Annotated in this window: 18 protein-coding genes; 13 read left to right on the top strand and 5 right to left on the bottom strand. The window is 45.0% G+C overall.

Annotated elements, in window-relative coordinates:
- Nucleotides 1–170 precede the first annotated feature (170 nt).
- Nucleotides 171–380: a hypothetical protein gene (locus MARME_RS12215; RefSeq protein WP_013661568.1), complete on the top strand. Its 210-nt coding sequence runs from the start codon at nucleotides 171–173 to the stop codon at nucleotides 378–380.
- A gap of 85 nt (nucleotides 381–465) precedes the next feature.
- Here MARME_RS12215 and MARME_RS12210 read toward each other — a convergent pair whose 3' ends face one another.
- Entirely contained in the window at nucleotides 466–1,236 is a 771-nt protein-coding gene (locus tag MARME_RS12210) for an IclR family transcriptional regulator (RefSeq protein WP_013661567.1), read from the bottom strand.
- A gap of 197 nt (nucleotides 1,237–1,433) precedes the next feature.
- On the opposite strand from MARME_RS12210, the gene purU reads away from it, so the two are divergent.
- From purU to MARME_RS21505, 8 genes are all read left to right on the top strand, one after another.
- Entirely contained in the window at nucleotides 1,434–2,294 is an 861-nt protein-coding gene (gene purU / locus MARME_RS12205; protein ID WP_013661566.1) for a formyltetrahydrofolate deformylase, read from the top strand.
- A gap of 38 nt (nucleotides 2,295–2,332) precedes the next feature.
- A complete protein-coding gene (gene folD, locus MARME_RS12200) occupies nucleotides 2,333–3,238 on the top strand; it encodes a bifunctional methylenetetrahydrofolate dehydrogenase/methenyltetrahydrofolate cyclohydrolase FolD (RefSeq protein ID WP_013661565.1) in 906 nt (301 codons plus the stop codon).
- A 15-nt stretch (nucleotides 3,239–3,253) separates the two neighbouring features.
- Nucleotides 3,254–4,501, top strand: coding sequence for an FAD-dependent oxidoreductase (locus MARME_RS12195; RefSeq protein ID WP_013661564.1), 1,248 nt, complete (start codon nucleotides 3,254–3,256; stop codon nucleotides 4,499–4,501).
- 143 nt (nucleotides 4,502–4,644) lie between these two features.
- Nucleotides 4,645–4,965 carry a sarcosine oxidase subunit delta gene (locus MARME_RS12190; RefSeq protein ID WP_013661563.1) on the top strand — a complete coding sequence of 107 codons (321 nt, stop codon included), beginning with the start codon at nucleotides 4,645–4,647 and terminating at the stop codon, nucleotides 4,963–4,965.
- Entirely contained in the window at nucleotides 4,965–7,901 is a 2,937-nt protein-coding gene (locus tag MARME_RS12185) for a 2Fe-2S iron-sulfur cluster-binding protein (protein WP_013661562.1), read from the top strand. Before MARME_RS12190 ends, MARME_RS12185 begins: the two co-directional genes overlap by 1 nt.
- A 3-nt stretch (nucleotides 7,902–7,904) precedes the next feature.
- A complete protein-coding gene (locus MARME_RS12180; protein ID WP_013661561.1) occupies nucleotides 7,905–8,558 on the top strand; it encodes an aminomethyltransferase family protein in 654 nt (217 codons plus the stop codon).
- 514 nt (nucleotides 8,559–9,072) lie between these two features.
- Nucleotides 9,073–9,432 carry a FlxA-like family protein gene (locus MARME_RS12175; protein ID WP_041647918.1) on the top strand — a complete coding sequence of 120 codons (360 nt, stop codon included), beginning with the start codon at nucleotides 9,073–9,075 and terminating at the stop codon, nucleotides 9,430–9,432.
- 169 nt (nucleotides 9,433–9,601) lie between these two features.
- Nucleotides 9,602–11,473 carry an IPT/TIG domain-containing protein gene (locus MARME_RS21505; protein WP_013661559.1) on the top strand — a complete coding sequence of 624 codons (1,872 nt, stop codon included), beginning with the start codon at nucleotides 9,602–9,604 and terminating at the stop codon, nucleotides 11,471–11,473.
- Nucleotides 11,474–11,600: 127 nt separating this feature from the next.
- Here MARME_RS21505 and MARME_RS22525 read toward each other — a convergent pair whose 3' ends face one another.
- Nucleotides 11,601–11,975 (bottom strand): hypothetical protein, encoded by a 375-nt coding sequence (locus MARME_RS22525; RefSeq protein ID WP_223294975.1) that lies wholly within the window; start codon nucleotides 11,973–11,975, stop codon nucleotides 11,601–11,603.
- 809 nt (nucleotides 11,976–12,784) lie between these two features.
- A complete protein-coding gene (locus MARME_RS12160; protein ID WP_148231027.1) occupies nucleotides 12,785–15,139 on the bottom strand; it encodes a bifunctional diguanylate cyclase/phosphodiesterase in 2,355 nt (784 codons plus the stop codon).
- Between the two features lie 494 nt (nucleotides 15,140–15,633).
- Here MARME_RS12160 and MARME_RS12155 point away from each other — a divergent pair, with 494 nt between their 5' ends.
- On the top strand, nucleotides 15,634–17,397 hold the full coding sequence (locus MARME_RS12155) for a diguanylate cyclase domain-containing protein (protein ID WP_013661557.1): 1,764 nt from the start codon (nucleotides 15,634–15,636) through the stop codon (nucleotides 17,395–17,397).
- Nucleotides 17,398–17,539: 142 nt separating this feature from the next.
- On the opposite strand, the gene MARME_RS22520 is transcribed toward MARME_RS12155, so the two are convergent.
- Both MARME_RS22520 and MARME_RS22515 read right to left on the bottom strand, forming a co-directional pair.
- Entirely contained in the window at nucleotides 17,540–17,764 is a 225-nt protein-coding gene (locus MARME_RS22520; RefSeq protein WP_223294974.1) for a TAXI family TRAP transporter solute-binding subunit, read from the bottom strand.
- Between the two features lie 12 nt (nucleotides 17,765–17,776).
- A complete protein-coding gene (locus tag MARME_RS22515; RefSeq protein WP_223294973.1) occupies nucleotides 17,777–18,376 on the bottom strand; it encodes a TAXI family TRAP transporter solute-binding subunit in 600 nt (199 codons plus the stop codon).
- Nucleotides 18,377–18,693: 317 nt separating this feature from the next.
- Between MARME_RS22515 and MARME_RS12145 the strand changes: the two genes are divergently transcribed.
- The 3 genes from MARME_RS12145 to MARME_RS21855 all read left to right on the top strand — a co-directional run bounded on the left by MARME_RS12145 (nucleotide 18,694) and on the right by MARME_RS21855 (nucleotide 24,096).
- On the top strand, nucleotides 18,694–19,815 hold the full coding sequence (locus MARME_RS12145) for an FAD-dependent monooxygenase (RefSeq protein WP_013661556.1): 1,122 nt from the start codon (nucleotides 18,694–18,696) through the stop codon (nucleotides 19,813–19,815).
- 266 nt (nucleotides 19,816–20,081) lie between these two features.
- On the top strand, nucleotides 20,082–22,859 hold the full coding sequence (locus tag MARME_RS21500; RefSeq protein ID WP_013661555.1) for a T6SS phospholipase effector Tle1-like catalytic domain-containing protein: 2,778 nt from the start codon (nucleotides 20,082–20,084) through the stop codon (nucleotides 22,857–22,859).
- Complete coding sequence (locus MARME_RS21855) at nucleotides 22,852–24,096, top strand: hypothetical protein (protein ID WP_013661554.1); 1,245 nt, start codon at nucleotides 22,852–22,854, stop codon at nucleotides 24,094–24,096. Before MARME_RS21500 ends, MARME_RS21855 begins: the two co-directional genes overlap by 8 nt.
- Nucleotides 24,097–24,198: the final 102 nt, after the last annotated feature.

The raw sequence follows: 24,198 nt of genomic DNA, 5'->3' as shown, positions 1-24,198 counted from the left end.
TACCGTCAAAATATCGTAAGGATGAAAAAAACTAATCAATTACTTAAGTTTATATCGTTTGTTATATTGATTGTCTATCTCTATCATTTGCCTTAATAAATACGAGAGCAGACATATTTTTCACAGATATGATCGTCTCCAATTACCTATTAACTTTATTGGAGCCACACATGAACCTAAATAACGATTACTTCATTGCTAAACCAAAATCTAACGCTCACGCTTCTGATATTGAGCTGGACTTCTTTAATGCGCAGTTAGAAGCGCATTTGTTGTTCGCTAAGTGGATCAAAGCGGGTGCTTATGGCATCGGAAGAGCGCTTGTGAAAGCAGTGAAATTCCCTTTTCCATTAAAATCTATTCAGCTTGCCAAATCATAATGTTCTTTCGAACACGGATGTTCGTCTCTCATCTTGTTATTTCTAAGTTCGGTTTATTAAACTTTCTAGCCTATCTTCGCCTAAGTTAAGGCGCTTCTTTTGAAATGGCTTGAGCTGTTTCTATGAGTTGCTGTTTCGCTTCTTCAAATTGATCCTGATTATTCATCACTTGATCCGCTCCTGAAATATTAATGGCAGCGATGGTTTTTCCTAAGTAGTTGGTGACTGGAACAGCAATCGCCGTTGCATTGTCCGAACGGTTACTGGAATACCCCTGCGCCCATTCTTTTTTCAGTAATGCTTTTAGTTCTGGCAAGGTTTGTGGGTGTGGCCCAGGATAGCGGTCTAGTTGAAGCGTTTGGTACATTGCGTTGAACTCAATCTCACTGAGCTGCTGTAGCAGTAATCGCCCCATTGCATTCGTATGGCAGGGCAGTCGAGCGCCAACAGGCATGTTGACGGACAAACGCTGTGCAGCCTGTGCCCGATAAATATAAATGGTATCGAGCCCTTCTCTAATCGCCAAATGGCAAGAGATTGAGGTGTTATCTCGCAAAGCGTTTAGATGTGGTGCCGCAATGTCGACTAAATCCTTTCCCGCTAAAAAAGCGAACCCTCGTGATACGACTTGTGGGCCAAGCTCATAAGCATTTCGGGTCACTTTCTTTAAATAGCCCATGTCCAAAAGTGTCTGAATGATGCGATACGTTGATGAGGCACTAACACCCAGATGTTCAGCGAAATCTTGGGTGCTCAATATTCGATTTTCTTTGTCGAACATTTCAATAATCTGAAGCCCTCTCGCTAAGGCGGGCACATAGTAATCAGGAACCTTGTTGTCGGATGAATTGGTCAATTTTTTCTCCGTATAAGAATCTATTTTTCACATTTGTATAATCTAACTATAAAAAAACAAAAAATCATTATTTTGTTTTCAAAATAGAAATTAATTAAATATATTGAAGTTAAGTCTGAATTTAAAACGCTATTTATTGATATTTAAATTCATATAAGTAGATAAAATTTATATTTGAATTAATGGAGAAGTGTTTCATGTCTCACCCAAAAGAGTTTGTGCTGAAAGCCTCATGCTATGCAACAAGTGGAATTGTGGCGACGGTGTCCACGTATTTGGCTGAGCATGGCTGTTATATATCCGAAATGCATCAATACGACGATGAGGAAACGCAGCGCTTTTTCATGAGAGCTTTATGCAAAATCGAATCGGATGACAACACCATCGACAGTATTCGTGCCGGGTTAGACGATCAGGTCACTAAGTTCAACATGGATTGGAACATCTACGATATGGGCGAGCCGGTAAAAGTGCTCTTGATGGTCAGTAAGTTTGATCATTGTCTCGATGACTTGCTTTACCGCCATCGTAAGGGTGAGCTGAGAATGGACATTACAGCGATTGTTTCAAACCACAAAGATCTGCGCCCAATGGCTGAGCGGGAAGGGATACGTTTTATTCATTTGCCAGTGACAAAAGACAACAAGCCAGAACAAGAAGCCGCATTAATGGCGGTCGTCGAAGAAACACAAACTGACCTTGTTGTACTGGCTCGTTATATGCAGATTTTGTCTGATTCATTGTGTAAACAGCTACAGGGACGAGCGATCAATATTCATCACTCTTTCTTACCCGGTTTTAAAGGGGCGAAGCCGTATCATCAGGCGCATGTTCGCGGCGTTAAGCTCATTGGCGCAACGGCGCATTACGTCACCTCTGATCTAGACGAGGGACCGATTATTGAGCAATCCGTTCAACCAGTTGACCACACCTATTCAACGGATCGTCTAGTTGCGGTCGGTCGAGATACTGAAACGGTTGCATTAGCAACCGCAGTGCGGATGCACTTGGAGCATCGAGTGTTTATGTATGGCAATAAAACCGTGGTTTTCAAATAACGCAGTGGATATTCATAAGCGATGAGTGAGGAAGCGGTATGAGTGATAGATACCACGAAAACAGGATTGACGGTAAAGCGATGGCCGACCGTCTGGTCGCCGACGTTGCCAAGCAAGTTGCGACCTTAAAGCAAACTGAGCATGTTATTCCTGGTTTAGCGGTTGTGATCGTGGGCGATGACCCCGCGAGTAAGGTCTACGTAGGCAACAAGATAAAACGTGCGAAAGAAGCAGGGCTGAATTCGATTAAATACGAATTACCTGAAAATTGTACTCAGGATGAGCTTGAGCAACTTATTGAGCGACTCAATAACGACGCTGACGTTCACGGAATTTTAGTGCAACTGCCGTTACCTAAGCCTCTATCGGAAGCGCGTGTGATCGAGTTGATTTCGGCTGAAAAAGACGTCGATGGTTTTCATCCGCAAAACGTGGGGCGTTTGGTTGCAGGTCAACACAGTTTAGTACCTTGCACTCCTTTGGGTTGCCTCATCATGCTGCGAGAACACTTTCATGGCGAAGCAGCATTATCAGGCAAGCACGCGGTTGTTATTGGTCGTTCTAATATTGTCGGTAAGCCGCTCGCTCAGTTATTGCTGCAAGCAAATTGCACGGTGTCTATTGTGCATTCGCGCACTCGTGATATCGAAACATTATGTCGACAAGCCGACATTTTGATTGCGGCAGTGGGTCGTCCTCAGTTGGTAGAAAAAAATTGGGTGAAACCGGGCGCAGTGGTGATTGATGTCGGTATCAACGCCATTGAAAGCGACGGCGCTAGAAAGCTCGTTGGGGATGTGGATTTTGCGTCTGTTTCTCAAGTTGCTTCTGCCATAACGCCTGTTCCTGGTGGTGTCGGTCCAATGACCATTGCCTGTCTTATGCAAAATACTCTCAATGCGGCTCGAATGCAGATCCAGCATTCTGACCCAATAAGAACGTAAACGGAGAAGTAAGTTATGCCATTTTCATTGTTGAAATACGGTCTTAAAAGCGACTATCCCTTCGAGAAAGAAGTAGACCTTCCTTCGCCCACGCAACTTAAAAAGCACTATGACGTTGTTATTATCGGCGGTGGCGGTCATGGCGTTGCCACCGCGTATTACCTTGCTAAATATCACGGCATTACCAACGTTGCTGTGTTAGAGAAAGGGTATCTAGGCGGTGGTAATACGGCGCGAAATACTGCCGTGATTCGATCGAACTATCTGACGTCAGAAGGCGTGAAGTTTTACACCGAATCGGTCAAGTTATTTCAAGGACTGTCTAACGAGTTTGACTTCAATATCATGTATTCATCTCGTGGTCAGCTAACCTTGGCTCATACCGATTCTACGGTCAGAGCGTTTCGCCAGCGTACCGAAGTGAACACGCATTTTGGTGGTAAGACTGAGTTGATTGATCCTCAACAAATTAAAGAACTGGTGCCAACGCTAAATATGAACCCAGCGGATATGCCAGTTTTAGCAGGGCTTTGGCATATTGACGGAGCGACCGCACGTCATGATGCGGTCGCTTGGGGTTACGCAAAAGGGGCGACGCAACGCGGTGTCGAATTGCATCAGTTAACGGAAGTGACTGACGTATTGACCGAAAATGGCAAAGTCACTGGCGTGAAAACCAATCGCGGTACGGTGCAGTGTGGATGCGTGGTTCAAGCCGTTGCCGGACACAGCTCATTGGTGGCGGGAATGGCAGGTATTAAAATGCCCATTACAACCTACCCATTGCAAGCAATGGTAACCCAGCCTGTTAAACCGTTTCTTGATCCTCTTGTGAGTTCGTCTGCACTGCATTGTTATGTTCAGCAGACTGGGCGAGGCGAAATTGTCTTTGGTGGAGGATCTGACCCTTACCCACTCTACAACACACGTTCGACCTTAGATTTAAAAGAAAGCTTACTCGCTCACGCAATTGAAATGTTCCCGTTCATGGCAAACCTGAAACTCATGCGACAGTGGGCAGGCATCACGGATATGACCTCAGATTACAGCCCCATCATGGGGTTAAGCCCAGTTGAAAATTATTACCTTGATGCAGGGTGGGGCACATGGGGGTTCAAAGCAACGCCAATATGCGGGAAAACCATGGCCGAACTCGTTGCGTCAGGCGGCAAAGTCCCTGATTTGATCGCGCCATTCGCGATGGATCGGTTTAGTGAATTTAGACAAGTAAACGAAATGGGGGCAACGGCCGCCAGTCATTAGCGAGCTCCGTTATTTAGCATTAGAGATAAGCCGCGTTGGTTACACAGCGCTTAGTAAAGCAGAATTTGATATCCCGTGAATGGATGCAACAAAGAGAAGCTGGCATCCATCAGTGGTTCAACATTTTAAGGGAGTTAGCCTTAATGAAACTAATGAATTGTCCGCTTAACGGGCCACGTAACATCAGTGAATTTGTCTATGGCGGCGAAGTGCGCGCGATGCCGAACCCTGCGACATGCAGTAATGAAGAATGGGCCGATTACGTTTTCTATTCAGACAATAACGTTCGAATCGTAAAAGAGTGGTGGTATCACTCACCTTCAGGTTATTGGTTCATTGCTGAGCGTCATACGGCGTCCGATGACATTATCAATACCTATGATTCGTCCGAGCTTTTTAGTGAAAGAGTTGAATTCTCTTCCGTTGTTGAAAACCAAGCGACACCAAAAGGGGAGGGCGTGTAATGGCGACTCATGATCGTTTATCCGAACCTACAGGGTTATTTATTAACCGCGAAAAAAGCGTTCAATTTGAATTTGAAGGCGTTTCTTATCAAGGCGTCGAAGGCGACACTATTGCGAGTGCATTGATTGCAAATGGTCAATGGCTTATGTCTCGATCTTTTAAATACCATCGTCCTCGTGGGCCTTTGACGATGGCAGGACAAGATGCAAACACGCTAGTACAGTTGCCAAGTGAGCCAAATGTATTAGCCGACAGAATGACCTTGTCGAGCGATCTTAAGGCGCAGGGCCAAAACTACAATGGCTCTCTAGAAAGTGATAAAGACGCAAAACTTGGGTTGGCTGGGCGTTTTATGCCAGTCGGATTTTATTACCGATCCTTCTACAAACCCAAGGGTGCATGGGATAAATGGGAACCCTTTATTCGCAAAAAGGCGGGTCTTGGGTATGCTGACTTATCTTTTGATCCGATTCATAAAGACACTGATCAATATTACGACAAAGCGTATCTGTTTCACGATATCGCGGTCATCGGGGCTGGCCCCGCGGGTATGGCTGCCGCATTAAAAGCAGCTGATGCAGGAGCAAGTGTGTTGCTGGTGGATGAGCAGCCTGAATTAGGCGGAGCGCTAACCTACCACCGCTTTGATATCGACGGAAAAGAAAGCCGCAGCTTACGTGACTCTTTAGTCGCTCGGGTTGAACAGCACGATAATATTCAAATTTTAAGGAATGCGACTTGCAATGGCTGGTTCACGGATAACTATCTCCCTGTGATACAGGGTACAAGAATGTACAAAGTGCGAGCGAAGCAATGCATTGTCGCATCCGGTGCGTTCGAGCAGCATGTTGTCTTTCGTAATAACGACGTACCAGGCGTTGTTATGTCGAGCGCAGCAATGCGCCTCATCAATCAATATGCGGTTAAACCAGCTGAAAAAGCCATCATTCTCACCGGTAATGACGACGGCTATTTGTGTGCATTGGAGTTAAAGCAGTATGGTGTTGAAGTGCCACTCATTGTGGACATGAGAGCGGATGGCGCAGAGTCGTCTTTGGCACAAGCGGTGGAAGCCAACGGTATCAATATCATGTTGGGCGCGACAGTATTTGAAGCGATGCCTTCGACTGACAAAAAACGCCTTTCTGCTGTTCGGGTACATAATATTGTTCGTAAAGGTGTGGTGGCGGACAGCGGCATTACGATTCCTTGTGACATGCTGTGCATGTCGGCTGGGTACATGCCGGTGTATCAACTTCTTTGTCAGGCTGGCGCGGCGTTAAGTTACAACGACACGAGTGCCCAGTTCTCAATATCCAACTTAGTGAGCGGGCTGCATATTGCGGGTTCTGTGAATGGTGTGCATCAGTTAGATCGTGTGATAGAAGACGGCGAACGAGTCGCGACGAATGCGCTCATCGCCTTGGGCCACAATCTGCCTGAACCTCAGTCTGTTCTCTGTGAAAAGAAAATCAACTTCGATTGGCCTATTTTCAAACACCCGAAAGGCAAAGATTTCGTCGACTTTGATGAAGACCTTCAAGCCAAAGACATTATTAATGCGACGAAACTTGGCTATCGTGATGTTCAGCTGGTCAAGCGCTTCTCAACCGTTGGAATGGGGCCGTCACAAGGTCGTCATTCGGCACTACCTACCGCTCGATTGGTGGCAGATGCCACTGACCGAACCGTAACGGAAACCGGCGTGACCACAGCGCGTCCGCCCTTTGTACCGGAAAAGCTGGCGCACATTGCAGGGCGTATTTTTAGTCCTCAAAAACGAACGCCGATGCATCAACGACACCTCGATCTGGGGGCGCATATGATCCCTGCAGGTATTTGGCGTCGTCCTGCTTTTTACGGTGACCCAGCGAACCGAGACGAGATTATTCAAACAGAATCTCAACATGTTCGCCAATGTGTTGGCATCATAGACGTGAGTACCTTAGGTGGTCTAGAGATTCGTGGCGCAGACGCGGCCGAGTTTATAAACCGCATGTATACCTTCGCGTTCTTAAAACAGCCTGTTGGTAAAACACGTTATGCTGTGCTTACGAACGAGCAAGGCGTGGTCATCGATGATGGTGTTTCTTGTCGCATCGCCGACGATCATTTTTATGTCACCGCGACAACCAGTGGCGTAGATGCCGTTTTCCGTGAAATGACCAAGTGGAATGCGCAATGGCGTTTAGACGTGGACATAGCGAACGTGACGTCGGCCTACAGTGCCGTGAACGTTGCTGGCCCACTTGCGCGTAAGGTCATGGAAAAAGTCTGTAACGACGTCGACTTTAGTAATGATGCGTTTCCATACCTAGCGTATCGCGAAGGCAGCATCGAAGGCGTTCCAGTGCGCTTAATGCGAGTCGGATTTGTTGGCGAGTTAGGCTATGAAATACACATGCCTACCTTGTTTGGTGAGTTTATGTGGGATTTACTACTCTTGGCGGGCGAAGAGTTTGATATTCGTCCATTTGGTGTTGAAACTCAGCGCTTACTGCGTTTGGAAAAAGGGCACATCATTGTCAGCCAAGACACCGATGGTATGTCTCACCCTGGCGAGCTTTCGCTCGACTGGGCGATCAGTCGTAAAAAACCGTTCTTTGTCGGGTGCAAGTCTGTCGATATCGTCATGGCGAGAACGCAAACTCGCAAGCTTGTCGGTTTTACATTGCCGGCAACCGCATCCAAACCGAAAGAAGGGCACATCGTACTTGAAAATGCTTCTGACGCGAATTGTGCTATCACCGGTAATGTTACGTCGAGTGAATACTCCAGCACAATAGGCGCCAACATAGGCATGGCGTTTGTAGGGGTTGATCAGCAAGAGGTGGGTACTAAATTTTCGATTCGCGTTGATCACGGTGAAATCGTCATGGCTGAAGTCGTAGCGCTGCCATTTTACGATGCCAATAACGAACGTCAGGAGGTGTAAACGATGACAATGCTTAAGACAGAATCTAGCCTGAGTGCGGCGGCGCATTTACGTCGCAGTATCGCTTCTCAAACGAGTTATACCTCGCCGAAAAGTAGCGTGAGAATAGAAAACCAATCCGTAAAAGACCGAATTGGGTTTCGTGGAAAAGGCGCGCGCTCTTTTTTAGAAGCGCAAGGTATCACGGTGCCAAGCAAACCGAATCAATCCGTATTCGAAAACGGCATGGCGGTATTACGCTTAAGTGCCACCGAGGTCTGGTTGATAGATATCGAGCCTAATCCTAATAGCGATACTAAACAGGCTCCTGTTTCCACGGCAAATAAACGAATGTCCGAATTGGACGCCGCTGCGAACGACGCTCCTAATGTCTATCGACTTTTTTGTCAGCACAGTCATGCTCAGTTTTGCTTTTACGAAAACAAAAACGGCAGTCAAAGTCGTCGTCAACAAGAGACGCTTGCCACATTGTTTTCGAAAGTTTGTGGTGTTGATTTGAGAGATAAACCCTTCCCCGTAGGAAGTATTGCCCAAACCTCCGTCGCCCGCGTCAATGCGATCGTGGTTAAAGGCAGCGAGTGTTTTTATCTTTTATCGGACATCGCAAGCTCAGACTACCTTTGGAATGCCATGAGTGACTCTGCTCAGGAGTTTTAGGCTAGGTGTAATGGGAATGACGGTTTGTGTAGGGCGTGTTGATGGAGGGGAAATCGCGCCCTGCGCTAAAGTTGTCTATCAATACTTGTTGTACCCGAAAGGTTTACAAGTGCTGTTGGTTTAGATAGTTGGATGGGAAGTGACATTATATGACTAATTTTTATACCGGTATTCAAGTGGCTCGTGTCGTTTCTAATGCGAGGGCTCACTCTAAACAAACCTTCTGTCAGCTAAGTGTAAGGGTTTTGAAAGGGTGCTAAAGAGGTTAATTGTTGCTTCGATAACTTAGGGAAGGTGTGAACAAGTCCACTGGCTTCAGCGTGAATTTAACTCGGCGTACAGCACGCCCTTTGGATCTTTCAGAGAAACAGCCTATCTTCGTTAAGAGTGATTGAAAGGTATTAACCTTCCTGCTCACTCTCGTCTCAATAAGCTGTTTCTCTGATAAGACTGAAGCTCATAAGGCTTATTCGTACCTTCCCTAGATACATAACGAATAGGTAGGAGCACCAAAATGAGCAGTATTTCAATGGATCTTAGTTCGATCAAAATCCAATCTTCTAATTCATCATCGAACACGCAATCTAAGATAGAGCAATTAGAGTCGAAAGTTGAGGCGCTTCAGCAGGAGCTTTCCACCATTTATGAGCAGACAGAAGTGTCTGACGAAGATCAAGAGCAAGCAGATCTGATTCAACAACAGATTACGATGCTTCAGGCGCAAATTGCTAACCTCAAATCTCAACAATCGGATAAAGCGAACGAATCGTCTTCAACGTCTGATAAGTCTGAAGAGTCAGACTCGTCGAGTGAGTCTTCAGAGGATAATGATCCTGATGCAACCGTGGGCACAAAGGTGAATACCTATGCATAGATAGCTAGAAAAGGTTCATGCGTTTCTTTTTTAGACGACCCCTTTCATTGTTCGTGTAACACCGTGTAATCGAGTTTGCTCAATCTCGCCGATATGGTTCATTAACGGATCATAAATAAAAGGACTTTTCAGAGAGAGTCAGCAATACAACGATTGATGAGGACGCATGATGAGTAACAATAATACAGCTCCGACGATAAACTCCCTTAATCCGAAATTTTCTGGGTTAGTAGGCGGTGTCAGGGTCACAATAACGGGAACAAACCTATCAAATATTAATGCGGTTAATTTTGACGAAGCGGGAGCGACAATGGTTGGGTCACCGACGGACTCAGCTATTGTCGTCATTGCTCCGAATACCGGCACAGCGGGTAGTGTGGATGTTACGTTAATTGATACATCTGGAAAGCACCATGCGTTTAGCGATCAGTTTACCTATGAGTTGCCACAAGTTTTGTCGGTGGTTCCAAGCTCAGGGTCACTGCAAGGCGGCGAGACGGTGACATTGAAAGGGAAATATCTAAGCGGAGCGCTCGCCGTCAATTTCGGTGTATTGGGTGCCTCAAACGTCAATGTAATTAGCGATACCGAGGTAACGGTGACCAATGCGGGCGCTCCTAAGGACGAATCGGTGCAAGTACAGGCCATTGTTCAGGGTCAGCCATCAACAAAAACAGCGACGTTTACGTACAGTGCAGCAGATGCTGCTCCGGTGCCCATGGTATTCAAAGCACTGGATACAGACTCAACTTATATCCAGTTTATTACCGATAAAAGCCTTGACGGATTCTATTATGATTCAACTGGCGATAAGGTGTCATTGTCCGCAAACACCGCTTACCCATTGTCGAGTTTAGTGAGTACCAAAGCCATTGTGTCGGGGGCGCCGACTGGTGTACCTGCTGTTGCGGTAAGAGAATTTTCGGGTCGAGTGTATGTAAACTTTGGGTCTCAAGGGCTGCAAGGGTTAAGTACCGAGTATACTCCGAGTGCGTCAAACCCACTCGATGCAAATTACGATGTTCGTTACCAATACTACGAACCTACTATTAAAAACGGGCAGTTGAATATCGATTTGTCCTACATTGATTTTACGTCGATCTCGCTTTCATTGAAGGCTAAGAACGCGCCTAACGCAAGTAACCCGAATCAGTTGAGTGTGTCGAGTTCAAGATTGGCAGCGGCAACAGGAAATTCGGCGTCATCAGCAAATGCGTCTGTATTGCCGAATGCGAACGACCAATTGCCAAGTGCCAATTTTGCACGTGTGATCAGTCCTCAGCTTTCTCAAACCGTGTGCTATCACGACTTCTCTAAGTATCTGCTTGCGCTGAATGGCACAAGCGCTCGAATAGCGGGAACCTATGTTGGTACAGGAGATCAACCGTCAGGTAACCCAGAAACGCAAGCGCAGAGTTATGACTACACGGCTACCTTTAGCATCAAGCAAGATAAAACGACTAAGGCTATTTCTGGGAGCGTGACGCTTGTGCCGAGCACCGATTCTGGCAATGGCTGTGCGGCGGGCGTTCCAGCTGTTCAACAAGGGCTGGGGGTTGGGCCGAGCACTGGTAATATCGTTTTAGATTATGCCGACTTAAATGCGGCGACAGGGATCTACGGCTGTAATGCGCCCTATACGCTTAATGGTGGCGCGAAAACGGCAGGCATAACCAACGATGTTTACGGTCAAGTAGTTGGTGATTTGTTCTCAGGGTTGAACTTTGGGTACATTGGCTCTTCTGAGTTATTTAATGGTGCACCTATCAATACGCTATGCAGTACTGAGTGGTGGGGCGGTGTCATGCCCGATGGGACGAATGTGGTGTCTGGGTCGACTCCAGGTGGTACAGGAATGTATTTTGGAGGTGTCCAAAGTGATTCCGATTTTTATAACAGTTATGCTGGCAGTATCGCGACACTCACTGCAGGTTATGGGTTCCCGCTTCAGGATCGATTAGGGAAAAACCTCATGGCTATGAATACGGAAACGGATCAGAGTGCCTACTTAGAAGTTTGGATCGATCAAGAAGTAACATAGGTTGTAAGGAAGCCAACTGAGTGTCGGTCTGTATTGACGGGGCTCATTCGGTTGGTGTTTTTCACGTGTTTTAATTTTTGCCAATTGTGTTTGCTTTTCGCTTATTTCCTTTGTGTGGCCCTTTCCCTTAGTTATTTTTTTGATCATCAGGTCGGTAGGGCTCTTCTCGAACACAATGTGAGAGAACGAGCTTTATGATAAAGATCGACGATAACCATTCTAACCCTGTCGGCACTGAAAACAGTGTCGGTCCCATAACGATAGCAATGATAACGATCAGCAAGGCGATAGGGCGGTGCAAATATAAGGGAAGCATATGAATTAGAAAGATGGAGAGCATCATAAACAGATACCAGAATATCGCGTAGGACCATGTGACATCTAAAACCAACGGAATGGCGAACAATTGAAAATGGAGAGCAGGAAACAGAAAACGGTTTTTGACGAGTCTCTGAAGCCAAGAAAGATCAGTCGTTTGAGAGGTATGTAAGAGTCGCTTCATGGACCCCAACGAATTTGTAAGCACACCACCAACCATATCCAGTGCCAAGATACCAGCAACAACCAGTTGCGTTGTATTCCACTCTAGATGTCGCCAGTAAAGAAAATATAAGAGAAAAGGCGCAATGAAAGCAGCATAGTTGGCAAGTCGACTTTCAGCTTTGGTTGCTCCACTGCCTGATGTGAAGCTAAATGGTCCGCTACAGTCTCAGTCAATATTGGCGTTATTGATATGATGGTGTTTATGTTTCATGGATGGGTTCTCCCTATAAGCGTCACAACGTTCTTTGTTAGGTTGACTGGATTTAGTAACGTTGTTTACCTCCCTTGTTACGCCTGAATTTAGGCTAATTATATCGACTGATCTGATTAGAAAGCGGATCTAAATCAACGATTGGCTTTTCTTTAAATAACGTTTTCTGAGTTTGTGTCCCTAGGGAAGGTACTAATAAGTCTTATGAGCTTCAGTCTTATCAGAGAAACAGCTTATTAAGGCGAGAGTGAGCAGGAATGTTAATACCTTTCAATCACTCTTAACGAAGATAGGCTGTTTCTCTGAAAGACCCAAAGGGCGAGGGCTAAACTCTCTTTAATTCTTTGTTAACTTTCTTGCCAATATGCTCAATATTGGACGGCGAAACTTGCCTCGAATAAAGAAGCGTTATCCACACGCTGAAGCCAGAGGACTTGTTCATACCTTCCCTAGCGAGTCTCTCGGCCCACAAGATGTGAGTCGGGAGCCTAGAGAATTAACATGGCTGCTATTTAAGGTGATGTAACACGTCTAACTAGCGCTGCCACTGAAAATGTTTATTCATTGTGTGGTGGAGACGTATCCGGTGGAGAAATACCCGGTGGAGTAGGAGACACAATAACAGTCGGTGACTGAATGAATGTTTTGAGGTCATGTACTTTGAGCGGTTTGGAAAAGTGGTAACCTTGGAAGATATCACATTCAAGGCTTTGTAGTATTTGGCGCTGTTCTTCTGTCTCGACACCTTCCACGACGGTTGTGAAGTTGAGTTGCTGAGCAATGGCTATAATGCCTTCTACCATTGCGCGTGTTTTTGGGTCGGTTGTGATTTCTGAGATAAAGCTTTTATCGATTTTAAGTTCGTCGATAGGGAGGTGGCTTAATAAACTAAGGGAAGAATACCCTGTACCGAAATCATCAAGCGATATCCGAATGCCCTTGCTCTTGATTTTATGCATAATCGCTTGGATGCCGATCACATCATCAATGAATAGATTTTCGGTTACTTCCAAGACAAGCTCGACATAGATGAAAGCATGTTTCTCAATAAGCTTAACCAGCTTATTGAGAAAGTGTTTGTGTTGAAATTGCTTGATCGAAATATTGATAGAAACTGAGATGTTAATGCCAGTATCACGCTGCACTTCCACAATGTCTTGAAAGGATCTTTCTATAATAAAGTCGCCAATCGCTAGTATGGCACCACTCGATTCGGCGACTGGAATGAATTTGTCGGGCGGCACCATTCCGAGTGTTTTGTTTTCCCAGCGAACCAACGCTTCAACGCCAAACAGACCGCCGTTTCGCATTATTTGAGGTTGATACACCATATAAAATTCGTCGAGTACGATTGCCTGTTTAAGCTCTTGTTCCATTTGGGCTCGATACTTATAAGCTTCTCTAAAGTCCTCTTGGAAAAACGTAATCGTGTTAAGTGTTTTTTTAGACTCGTACATAGCGAGATCCGCATAACGTTTGAGTTCATCCAGATCGGTACCATCTTCTGGATACGCCGCGACGCCTATACTGGCACTGAGTACGAAGCTGTAATCGTCTATGACGCAAGGCTGTTCAAAACTCGACAGAATGTTCTCACATCGTGTCACGATCGTTTGATGTATTTCGTTGTAGACGACGATGATAAATTCGTCGCCGCTATATCGGATTAGTAAATCGCTGTCGCTAACAAATACTTTAAGTCGCTGGGCAACGCTTTTGAGAACTTTGTCGCCTAACTCATGCCCATAACCGTCGTTTATGGCTTTGAAGTTGTCCAGATCGATGAAGATCATAAAAAAGGGTGTTTCAGTACCGGATCGGACTAGCTGTTGATCTAGGTAATATCGATTATGTAATTCGGTAAGGTAATCATGATTTGCCTGATACTGCAGGGCGGCTTTTTTCCTCTGTTCACTGATTGCGATGCCGCGAAACAGTATAAAAATAAAGAGCAATGAACCAACAAAGACGATAATGAGCGTCTTTGCTTTATTTAAAAACAGGCTACGTATCGACGCGTCATCGATTTTGGCTTCGACCCACAAACCATAGTCAGGTATGTATTTGCTGACCGCTTTAGTATTTTCGTCAGATGGATTGTTTGCGTCTAACGTTGGCTGGTGGCTGTCGATAATAATGTCTAACTCTTTATCTTTTATCGTCTGATAGGAAATACCCAACTCAGATTCTAATGATTCAATCGCACGGCTTCGTTCACTATCGGGAATCTGGTAACTGTAAATTGACGGGTCTACGAGGCCTTTAGTCAGAACCATCTGAAAATAATGGTCGTGCTCTCTGAATATGTAGAGGTCACTACTAAATTGGGTGTTTTTCTTGTTGATCAGAAAATCAAACGCTTTATTAAGGTCGACAACGGTAGACAGGACAAAGACAACCTTGCCGTCTTTGTCTCTCATGGCTTTACGTAGCGGAAAAGCAATCGTATTGAGCACTTTGCTTTGATAGGTTCTCCCCAATACCATGTGCTCTTCTTTTAGAGTTCGAAGGAAACTTTCTCTGTTTTCTTTTTGCGCTAAAATATTAAATTTTGGTGGGAGTGTAATCCCTGATGATGCGACATAAGCTTCGCCGTCGGGCGTAAAAAGGCCAACCCCAACCATGGATGGATCAACGTCAATGATGGTATCCATAATTGCTTGTGCCTTGCGCTTGTCTGGGAGACCGTTCTCGATCTTCATTTCCTTTGTTATCAGATCCAAAAGAACTTCGTACTGGCGAAACAAGGATTGCAGCGAATTGGACGTTAACGTCATTAACTTCTTCTGCTCTGCAGTGTACTCATCGTAGACCGTTTGGTAGCTGACATACGTCGCGGCGCCAAAAAAGAGGAGCCATATTGTTGCGGTGATGTAAAAGGTGAGCCAGATGTTCTTTTTAATAGAAGTCATTCGTTCCCCGCTTCCGTTGTAAACCATAACCTTGATACACCTGTTGGACTACATAACTCAAAGCTTAACGTAAGGTTTATGGGAGTGTGGTTTTTGCTATTGTCTAATAAGTGATCCGCTTGTGACATCAAATAATGTCAATGAGTTCCTTTAATATATGTGGCGTGCAGCAATGATTTTATCGTCTAAGTTTTAGCCTAAGTTCTCTTTTTTAAAGGGAAATAAGCGTAAAATCTCGTAACTTTACGTGAGCTATACTACGTATTGAAATTGCTTTCGGCGTATTGTTTTTTTCGAACGCTTTAGCTTGTTGCTACCGATCGACAGTTCTAATGTCCCATGTCCACTGCTTTTTTTGAGCCCGTTTTCTCTCAGTGTGGCTAAAAAGATGCTTCACAAAACGTTGTACACTGATAGCAAAAAGACACGTTTAAGTGTCGAGTAAAGTGAGAAAATGCTCACTTATAGCATAAATCGTATAGAGGTTTTTCCGTTTGCTTAAAGACATGAGAATTACCCATAAACTGCCTTTGGTAATGATTATCTTCGCGCTTATTTCTGCGCTTACGACGGGGGTGGTGGCGTACTATCATGCAGTCGAAGCAATAGAGGATCAAGCCGAATCTAAGCTATATGCGTTGCTAGAATCTAGGAAATCTTCTCTTGATCATTACTTTGACACCATCCAGAGAGATATTGTCTACCATTCCAATAGCCACCTTGTGAAACGTGCTTTGCGAGATTTCGGTCAGGCGTGGGAGCAGCTGCCTGACGACAAAATGACTTACCTACAAACTCAATATATCACGCTGAACCCTTTTCCTAAGGGCCGTGAAGCCAGCTTGTTGCGAGCGGAAGATGGTTCACTGTATTCAACGTCTCATGAGGAAAACCACGCAGATTTCACCGCTTTTATCGAGGCTGGGGCGTTCTACGATGTTTTTTTGATAAACAAGCGTGGGGATGTGATCTACACAGCCAAAAAAGAAAATGATTTTGCAACGAACCTTAAAGATGGCCCTTGGTCAAATAGTGGGTTAGCGGATGTGTTTAACAAGGTAATAGAGCACCCTTCGTCGACATTACGTTTTTCGGATTTCTCTCCTCATACACCAAGCCAGAATGCACCGGCTGGCTTTATTGCGACGGCTGTGACGGACGATGATAGTCAATTACTTGGTGTGTTTGTGGTTCAGTTGTCGATTGAAAAGCTAGACAAAGTCATGCATGTTCAAGCTGGAATGGGAAACACTGGTGAAACTTATCTCGTAGGGAAAGACCACTTGATGAGAAGTAATTCACGTTTTTTTGAAGGTCGTAGTATTTTACAAATTGAAGTAAACACCTCGCCAGTAAACAGCGCATTAAAGGGAGAAGAGGGCGTCACGGTGGCGTTGGATTATCGCAACGAACGGGTTTTTTCAGCCTATAAACCATTTGATGTGATGGGGCATCGTTGGGCGATTTTAGCCGAAGTGGACGAATATGAAGTATTGGAACCCGTATTTGAATTGAATAGATTGTTGCTATTGGCGGGCGGTATTATTGCTACTGCCATTGCGTTAGTTGGCTATCTGCTGTCTGCCGATTTATCGTCGCCCATTATGTCTATGACGGAGGCCATGAAGAAGCTTGCCAAGAATGACTTGTCCGTCAATATCTCAGTGAATCAGCGTAAAGATGAGGTGGGCTCTATGGCGTTAGCACTTATTGAGTTTAAAAACTTTGCGATAGAGCGAGAAGCCTTAAGAGAGCGACTTAGCCACATGGCAAAGCACGATACATTGACCGGACTGCCTAATAGAGACTACATCATGTCGTATATTAGCGACACGTTAGCAGAAGATGAACAACGAGGCTTGACGGCCATGTTTGCGGACCTAGATGGGTTCAAAAAGGTCAACGACGATTTAGGTCATCAGGCAGGCGATGAATTATTGAGGCAAGTAAGTGAGCGCCTGAAACACAGTGTTCGAGAAGGGGACGTCGTCGGGCGAATAGGTGGTGATGAGTTCGTGATTATTTTGCCGGATGTAATCCATGAAACGGAGGCCGAAAACATTGCGCATAAAATTCTTCAAAGTGTAAAGCAACCGTATCAGATAGAAGGCGATCAGGCTCATGTTGGTATTAGCATTGGTGCTGCCTCTTATCCGAATCATACGGATGATCTTGATGAGCTGCTTAAAATTGCCGATGCTGCCATGTATCACTCCAAGCGTACTGGCAAGCATCGTTTTGTGTATCACGTAAGCTAATGTGTTATCTATCTATAAACACATTTCTTTAAAGGCCTTTTTCTGTAAAAGTAGCGTGTTGCGCCGGGATGATAATTCAAACTTGGGTATGCGGGGGTTGGCGCATCGGTTGTCATTGCTCTAAAGCCCGGAAACAGCTTGATTAACGCGTCTTTGTTTTCATTAATAGATTTAAGACGGTTTCATCCGGTACGTTGGCACCAACCAGTAGGACATTGTCCCACGTAACCATAGACATGGGTTCTTGAATGCCAATAAAATGCGGTGCAGGTGATACTTGGGTGAAATAAAATGCAGGGCTAACGGATTGCATGGCCGCTTTAGCAAATAGACTTGTATCAACCGCAAGGAATTTTACGCCACCCACTAATTTATCAATTTAAGCGACCTTAGGGCCGCCAACAGCCAAATTGGTGGCGTCTACTTTATCCTCGGCGAGTGCATCGGCTGCATCAAGAATGCTGTGAACGGGAACTTCCTCTACTGCATCCCAATCTAACCCACTGGTTGCCAATATGGCTGACATGTGGGTTCTGCCGAGCGGAAACCCATTCCAGCCCGAGGCGACTATTTTCCCTCTTAAATCTGCAATAGAATGAATGTCGGAATCGGTACGTACAAAGATACCAATTTGCAGAGGGCTAATGCGTGTCGCTATGCGTAAGTTTGTATGTTTTATACCGTGATAAATCCCTTTTCCTTCACGAGCAATCATGGCGTCGTTAACATCATTGATGGCGAAATCTGCGGTTTCATTCTGCACCGCGTCGGTTATGGTTTGATAACCGCTAAGCGCCTGAACGGATGTTGTCATACCTGTTTTGTCATGGGTTACTTTGGAGATTGCGTTACTCATGGTGTTCCATACAGAACCTTTTGGTGTCGATGCAATGGATATGTTCTCTGTGGCGAATGCGCTGTTGCATAAGATCAGAGAGGTGATGGTCGCGCAGAAAAGCGGTTTATAGACTTTTAACATAATGACTCCGAAGCGATTTTTATTTTTTTATATCTAGGTTTCTTATTTTTATATCTAAGAAGGTGCGTTACCTTCAATTACTTTTAATGAATGTGATTTTAGTACTAGTACAAGCTTGTCTTTTAGTTGATCTGATCCATTAAAAATACGAAATTAATGAAATATTAAAAATATCTAAGACGTAATATAGGTGAGAATGAGTCCACACGCTGAAGCCAGTAGACTTGTTCTCACCTTCTTTAAAGTCAGACAATAATGGCTGTGCTATCGTATAACTTGTAATGGATAGACATGTTTTAAATATTGAGGATGAAAAGATGAGCGTTGCGATAGTGGGAGCAGGGATCGGCGGACTGACTACGGCATTGTTTTTAGAAAAGCTTGGTGTTTCAGTTCAGGTTTTTGAACAATCTCCAGAAATAAAGCCTATTGGTGCTGGTATTATTTTGGCTCACAATGCCATGCAGGTCTTTGATAAATTGGGATTTAAAGAATCACTCACTGATTTAGGTAACCCGTTAACCTCGATTAACATTGCCACTGAAAAATTAGAGGTCCTCAATAGAATTGAAACGCTGCATTTTGATAGAAAGTATGGCGCCAATAGCGTTGCGATTCAGCGTGGTATTTTACAGCGATTTTTAATTGATAAGCTTCAAACGAAATGTCTCAACCTCAACAAAAAAGTCGTCGACTTCAAAACAGGCGAAAGGAACACAATCGTATTTTCCGATGGTGATAAAAGCGTGTTTGATGTCGTTATTGCGGCTGATGGCATTCAATCAATGATTAGGAAAAAAACGTTCGACAGAAGCGTTATTCGTAGCCCAAATCAGGTCTGTTGGAGAGGAATCTCAAATGCAAAATTACCAATGCAATTCGACACGGAATTGAACGAGTTGTGGGGGAAAGGTTCTAGGTTTGGCTTTGTTAACATTTCTAAAAACGAAGTGTATTGGTACGCTTTACATAATGGCCATGATCAGATCGAAAAGAGCGATTTATTGGCGTATTTTCAAGATTACGATCCAGTCGTAAATAGCGTCATATCGGCGACAAAGGCTGACAAAATATTTAAAAGTGATATCTACGATTTGAAGCCGATCTCTTCTTGGTTTAAAGGTAACGTTTGTCTATTGGGGGACGCCGCTCACGCCACGACACCTAACATGGGCCAAGGTGCATGCCAAGCAATAGAAGACGCTTATGTACTTAGCCACTACATCAGTCAATACGACGCTGCTGTTGCTTTCTCTAAATATCAAGGCGTAAGAAAAGCTAAGGCAGACATGATTGTAAATTTAAGTTGGAAGTTTGGAATGATGTCACAGATTCAAAATCCAATTGCCAGAGCACTGAGAAACCTATCAATGAAGGCTATTCCTGCTAAATATAATGTAAAGCAGTCAGACAAAATCTATCAATTAGCGGAACTTTAAAATAACAGTGTGATTGTTAGTAAGGGTAGTAACGAGTAGGAATTCCCTCGCCTTAATCGCTCTAACATTCAATCTCTTACGTTTGACCAGGTTAGATACCGAGCAAGCATCTTATTTGACAGGCACCGTCTCGACAAGGCAAAATCTCGCGCTCACAAAATCAATGAAATTTTATACACAGTGCTGATCCTGTAAGATCAGCAGCTTAAACGCGACATAAAGGATGTAACATGTCACGCAAGAAACAGGATGTTTCCGCTTAACCCGTGCGTATCCGGGATTTTATCCTTAGTCGAGGGTATTCTCTTAATCCACTTGAATGGGTTGCTACCTATGCCTACCCCGCTCAGATGGATCAGTTCAGGGTTGAGTTCAGTCACCTGCACTTTTTTATTATTGAAAGTGGCGGTCAAGTTCGCTTCTTAGAGCGTCACAAGCCGACCTTATCTGGCCGTGTGTACGAAGTACGTCAAAAAGAAATCAGCGATTCCCCTAAGCCTGCCAAACCCAGAGAAAAGCTAAATCGACCTGCGCCCGTCTATGTCAGGGATGAGTACCCACAGACTAACGAGGCCGCCGGTGTCATACCCACCCCTAGTGATCGCAGCAAGTATTTTGCGCAACTGACTTACCAATACCCTGGAGAGGGCACAGTACAAGTTCCCTATCATATCCACTCAGGCGAGCAGACGTTTACAGGGGGAAGCTTATCAGCCTCTCGCATTCCCTTACAGGAAGATGGCGATGTCACCTATGAGTTAGGCGAACCAGTGACATCAGTGCAATGGCAAGAGCACCGAAGAGCCATAGAACAAACGGTGGCTGCTCTCTCGCAACGTATTGTTGAGCTGCAGCCTAAGCCATACCATAACTGGCCTAGAAAGGTTCAACGGTTGCACCTGATCGATAATGGATTGATTGAACCGGGTGACTCATCCCATATGGATGAATCGTTATTTAAAGACGAGTCTCTTCTGCATAACGCTTTTGAATACGCGCGCATCACCTGGAACGAGAGGCGCATTTATAAGCCAGAACGTTTTACAAAAGCCTTTATTCAGAGTTTGGAGCAAGGGGTAACGCTTGATGCGTTCTCCCACTATCTTTCTTCAAGTTTCGGAATCCAATATTCTTCAGGCCCTGCTGTTGGGTTGCATTTAGCCAACGCTTTTTTGGATCTGATTTACATACTCGACAAACCATCCCTCTTGGAATCGCTGTATTCCACCGCCCGCCACCATCAAATTAGTAAGCCAGATGAGTGGATCAAAGAGACGGTACTCGTTGCGCTTCTTTGTCAAAAAGCAAGCTTGATAATGAGCCGCCCTGAGAACAACCAGCTCATAGCATTCCATGAGCTGCGCGCGTTAGGGCGTACATTGCATGAAGGTGTGCGTTTAATACGCCAACAAAATCTTGTAAGAACTCTGACAGCGCCTGTTTCTCAGCCTCAAACCCTTATTGTCCCTGTACCGAGTATTAACCCTCGCCAATGGCATTACGAAGCAGGACCAGATCATTCCCTTCCTGAGCGTACCTTTAGGATTGGTGTATTCTTTGACGGAACAGGGCAAAACCGTATCAATGACGAATATAAGGAGAAACGAGGAGATACCAGCCGTACCAATGTGGCACGGTTGTTCGAGTTATACCCTATTATTCCGGGACGTTCCGATAAGATCTATATACAAGGAATTGGCACTCTGGATTTGGACGATCTAACGCCCGAAGCGCGTGCGGCGATCATCGACGAAGGCGACGATCTGTGTCTTAATTCCAGCGTATCGGGCTTCGGGGACGAAGGCAGCGTCTACTGCAAATGGCAATTACTGCTTAAGTCGTACCGTAAGTTAATAAAAAGTTTATCGGACGAAGGCCATTATCACGCTATTACCCATATCGAATTTGATGTGTTTGGCTTTAGTCGTGGAGCGGCGTTAGCCCGCCATTTTGTCAATGCTCTGCAAGCTGGCTTGCCAGATTACGAAGCGCCAAATACGGGAGGTTCTGAATACGACTATGCATATGCAAGATACGGTAAACCTTTGAAAAACACTATCGACTCGACCATTGAGCCCAACTTATTAGGGCAGCCCGAACCTTTTGTATACGATAAAGATCGAGTGCCTTTATCAATAGACCGCCATCGTCGCCACACAGTGCGTTTTGTAGGGTTGTTTGATTCGGTTGGTTCGTTTGTCATGCCGGGAGACGATGACGATGACCCCTTTGAACTGAGCCTAAAAGCCCATCAGGCAAAACGTATTTATCAGATTACAGCTTGTTACGAATACCGCAAAAACTTCCCACTGACCTCAGTCTTTACGAAAGGCCGAGCGCGTCCTGATAATATATTTGAAGAGGCTTTTCCGGGTTGTCATACCGATGTCGGTGGTGGTTACCCCTACCGAGATCAATACTTCAATACCAAGCTGCCCGAATACTATGAAGTGCCTGTCATAACCAGTTACAACCGAGAGTTAGAAAAGGTCGGGGCATCGGAGGAGTATCATCCCCGTTCCGGCAGTCAAATAACCAGTGACCGTATCAGAAAGCAATATGAGCAGGAATGGCGTGCCCAATGTGAACGTGAGTATGCAGACGGTCACGCCGGAGCGACGGGAGTCGTCAAAGCGTGGAGAGGCCATTACTACTTTTACCGAATTTACCCAGTCAACGTTAGCTTAGCGGGGCTCAGCATGTTGCGAATGAAGCAACAAGGGCACGTCATGGGGATAGAATGGCTAGAAGAGGATTATGATAAAGTTAAAAATACAGATTTCCATAGCCATGCTTTCATACCCAAACTGTGGAAATATTTAAAGACCTTTCCAATTGGCACAATTCAAGAAGTAAACTGGCAGGGCGTTGCGTGGCATACCGATGTACATCGTTCCCATGAGTTAAGCATCAGCCCAGGATACGATAGCTTCATTAAAAAAAATGTAGACGGAATTGATAATCGTACTCAGTTTATTATACAAGAACCGATGCCTGTACATTTGCGCCCCCGACCCATAAGAAGGATCTTTGATAATGACTAACCCGTTTTGTTTCCCATACTGGGTCGATAGAGTGAGGCTCCGCACCTATTGTTACCTTCTTTTCATAGTGATGGCGACGGCTCTCATGAGCGCTTGTGATAAAAAGGGCAAGCCGCTTGTCGCGGCTAATATTATCCAGAGTGGTACATTAGATGGCCCTTATAGTAACGGCGAAATCTATGTTCATTCGGTTAATGGTGGCAAACTGAACTTTGGAATGGGAGGAGTTTGGGGTTACCCTGGAGCGACAGTTGCGGGGGGAGGTGTTGGTGTGCCCAGCTATATTGAAGGAGATTGGGCCAAAAAATACGAAGATAAAACGCCAGGTTACCATTCGTATTACCGTATTTCCGCACCGATTGATGCGATACTGGCGGAGAAAAAAATTTGGACTTTGCTAGGTTACTATAAGCATTATAAATCGAAGTACGGCACGATGCAGGTTGTTGTCGAAAAAGAAGAAATTAGAGTGTTATTTACTCTGGATTGTTATGAAAAGTGGGATGATTGTACGCCGAACGAAGGGGCAGACCCAAATGGCTATGTGATCAATGCACCACAAGGTTCATCAGATGTTGTCGAGCTCTTTCGTGGTAAGGGAGAAAGTTCCCTATTACCGTTTGCGGCATCCAGTTTTGATCCTAGAAACTTTAGAATCCACGAACATAAATCGAAGCATGGAAAAGTAGCGCTCACGAATGGTCTCGGAGTTGCTACTCGTCAGCAGGAGCAAGTTACACACCTCTCTCACATAAAAGCCACGTGGCAACAGTTTGACTCAGAGTTTGAGCTTGACCCAAACGACGATATGAACATTATATTCACGCCGCCATATGACCCAAATGCGCCGTATTTTGAAGTGGACGCGGAGCTGGATACGGCTCTCATTGAAGAGAAAATACAGGCATACCAAACCGTACATAAACGTGCATTGGGTTATACCGTCATTCAAGTGATTTTAAATGGAGATGGCTGGCTTCGTCTTTACTACAACTCTCATTGTCAAACTGAGCTAGACAGAAAATTAAGCGATTGTTTTTACGTTCCTATTGATGACCCCAATGGTTGGTTTACCACGGTTCCCCTCGTTGGAGATAAGAATCAAATGGCACGCCTTAGAAAAGCCCCATTTTATTACACGACCAAGGATTTTGACCAACATAGGAAATTTGGTGTCTTACTCTTTGAAGCCAAAGGCAAAGTGATTCCTAAGCCAGAGGATAAGAGCGAAGGATAAAGGCATAGGGGAAGGTTGTCCCCGCCAACCCATAAGAAGGATCTTTGATAATGACTAACCCCTTTTGTCGCTCACCCGTGCTTGATAGAGCTAGGCTCCGCA

Source organism: Marinomonas mediterranea MMB-1, from assembly GCF_000192865.1.
Taxonomy (GTDB): domain Bacteria; phylum Pseudomonadota; class Gammaproteobacteria; order Pseudomonadales; family Marinomonadaceae; genus Marinomonas; species Marinomonas mediterranea.
This window is presented reverse-complemented; position numbering and strand designations above follow the sequence as displayed.

What these genes read in the sequence shown, in the direction of transcription:
- MARME_RS21505 (WP_013661559.1), top strand. Translation starts at nt 9,602, where the DNA reads ATGAGTAACAATAATACAGCTCCGACGATAAACTCCCTTAATCCGAAA.
- MARME_RS12180 (WP_013661561.1), top strand. Translation starts at nt 7,905, where the DNA reads ATGACAATGCTTAAGACAGAATCTAGCCTGAGTGCGGCGGCGCATTTA.
- folD (WP_013661565.1), top strand. Translation starts at nt 2,333, where the DNA reads ATGAGTGATAGATACCACGAAAACAGGATTGACGGTAAAGCGATGGCC.
- MARME_RS22525 (WP_223294975.1), bottom strand. Translation starts at nt 11,975, where the DNA reads ATGAAGCGACTCTTACATACCTCTCAAACGACTGATCTTTCTTGGCTT.
- MARME_RS21855 (WP_013661554.1), top strand. Translation starts at nt 22,852, where the DNA reads ATGACTAACCCGTTTTGTTTCCCATACTGGGTCGATAGAGTGAGGCTC.
- MARME_RS22515 (WP_223294973.1), bottom strand. Translation starts at nt 18,376, where the DNA reads ATGTTAAAAGTCTATAAACCGCTTTTCTGCGCGACCATCACCTCTCTG.
- MARME_RS12190 (WP_013661563.1), top strand. Translation starts at nt 4,645, where the DNA reads ATGAAACTAATGAATTGTCCGCTTAACGGGCCACGTAACATCAGTGAA.
- MARME_RS12160 (WP_148231027.1), bottom strand. Translation starts at nt 15,139, where the DNA reads ATGACTTCTATTAAAAAGAACATCTGGCTCACCTTTTACATCACCGCA.
- purU (WP_013661566.1), top strand. Translation starts at nt 1,434, where the DNA reads ATGTCTCACCCAAAAGAGTTTGTGCTGAAAGCCTCATGCTATGCAACA.
- MARME_RS12175 (WP_041647918.1), top strand. Translation starts at nt 9,073, where the DNA reads ATGAGCAGTATTTCAATGGATCTTAGTTCGATCAAAATCCAATCTTCT.
- MARME_RS12185 (WP_013661562.1), top strand. Translation starts at nt 4,965, where the DNA reads ATGGCGACTCATGATCGTTTATCCGAACCTACAGGGTTATTTATTAAC.
- MARME_RS12195 (WP_013661564.1), top strand. Translation starts at nt 3,254, where the DNA reads ATGCCATTTTCATTGTTGAAATACGGTCTTAAAAGCGACTATCCCTTC.
- MARME_RS12145 (WP_013661556.1), top strand. Translation starts at nt 18,694, where the DNA reads ATGAGCGTTGCGATAGTGGGAGCAGGGATCGGCGGACTGACTACGGCA.
- MARME_RS12215 (WP_013661568.1), top strand. Translation starts at nt 171, where the DNA reads ATGAACCTAAATAACGATTACTTCATTGCTAAACCAAAATCTAACGCT.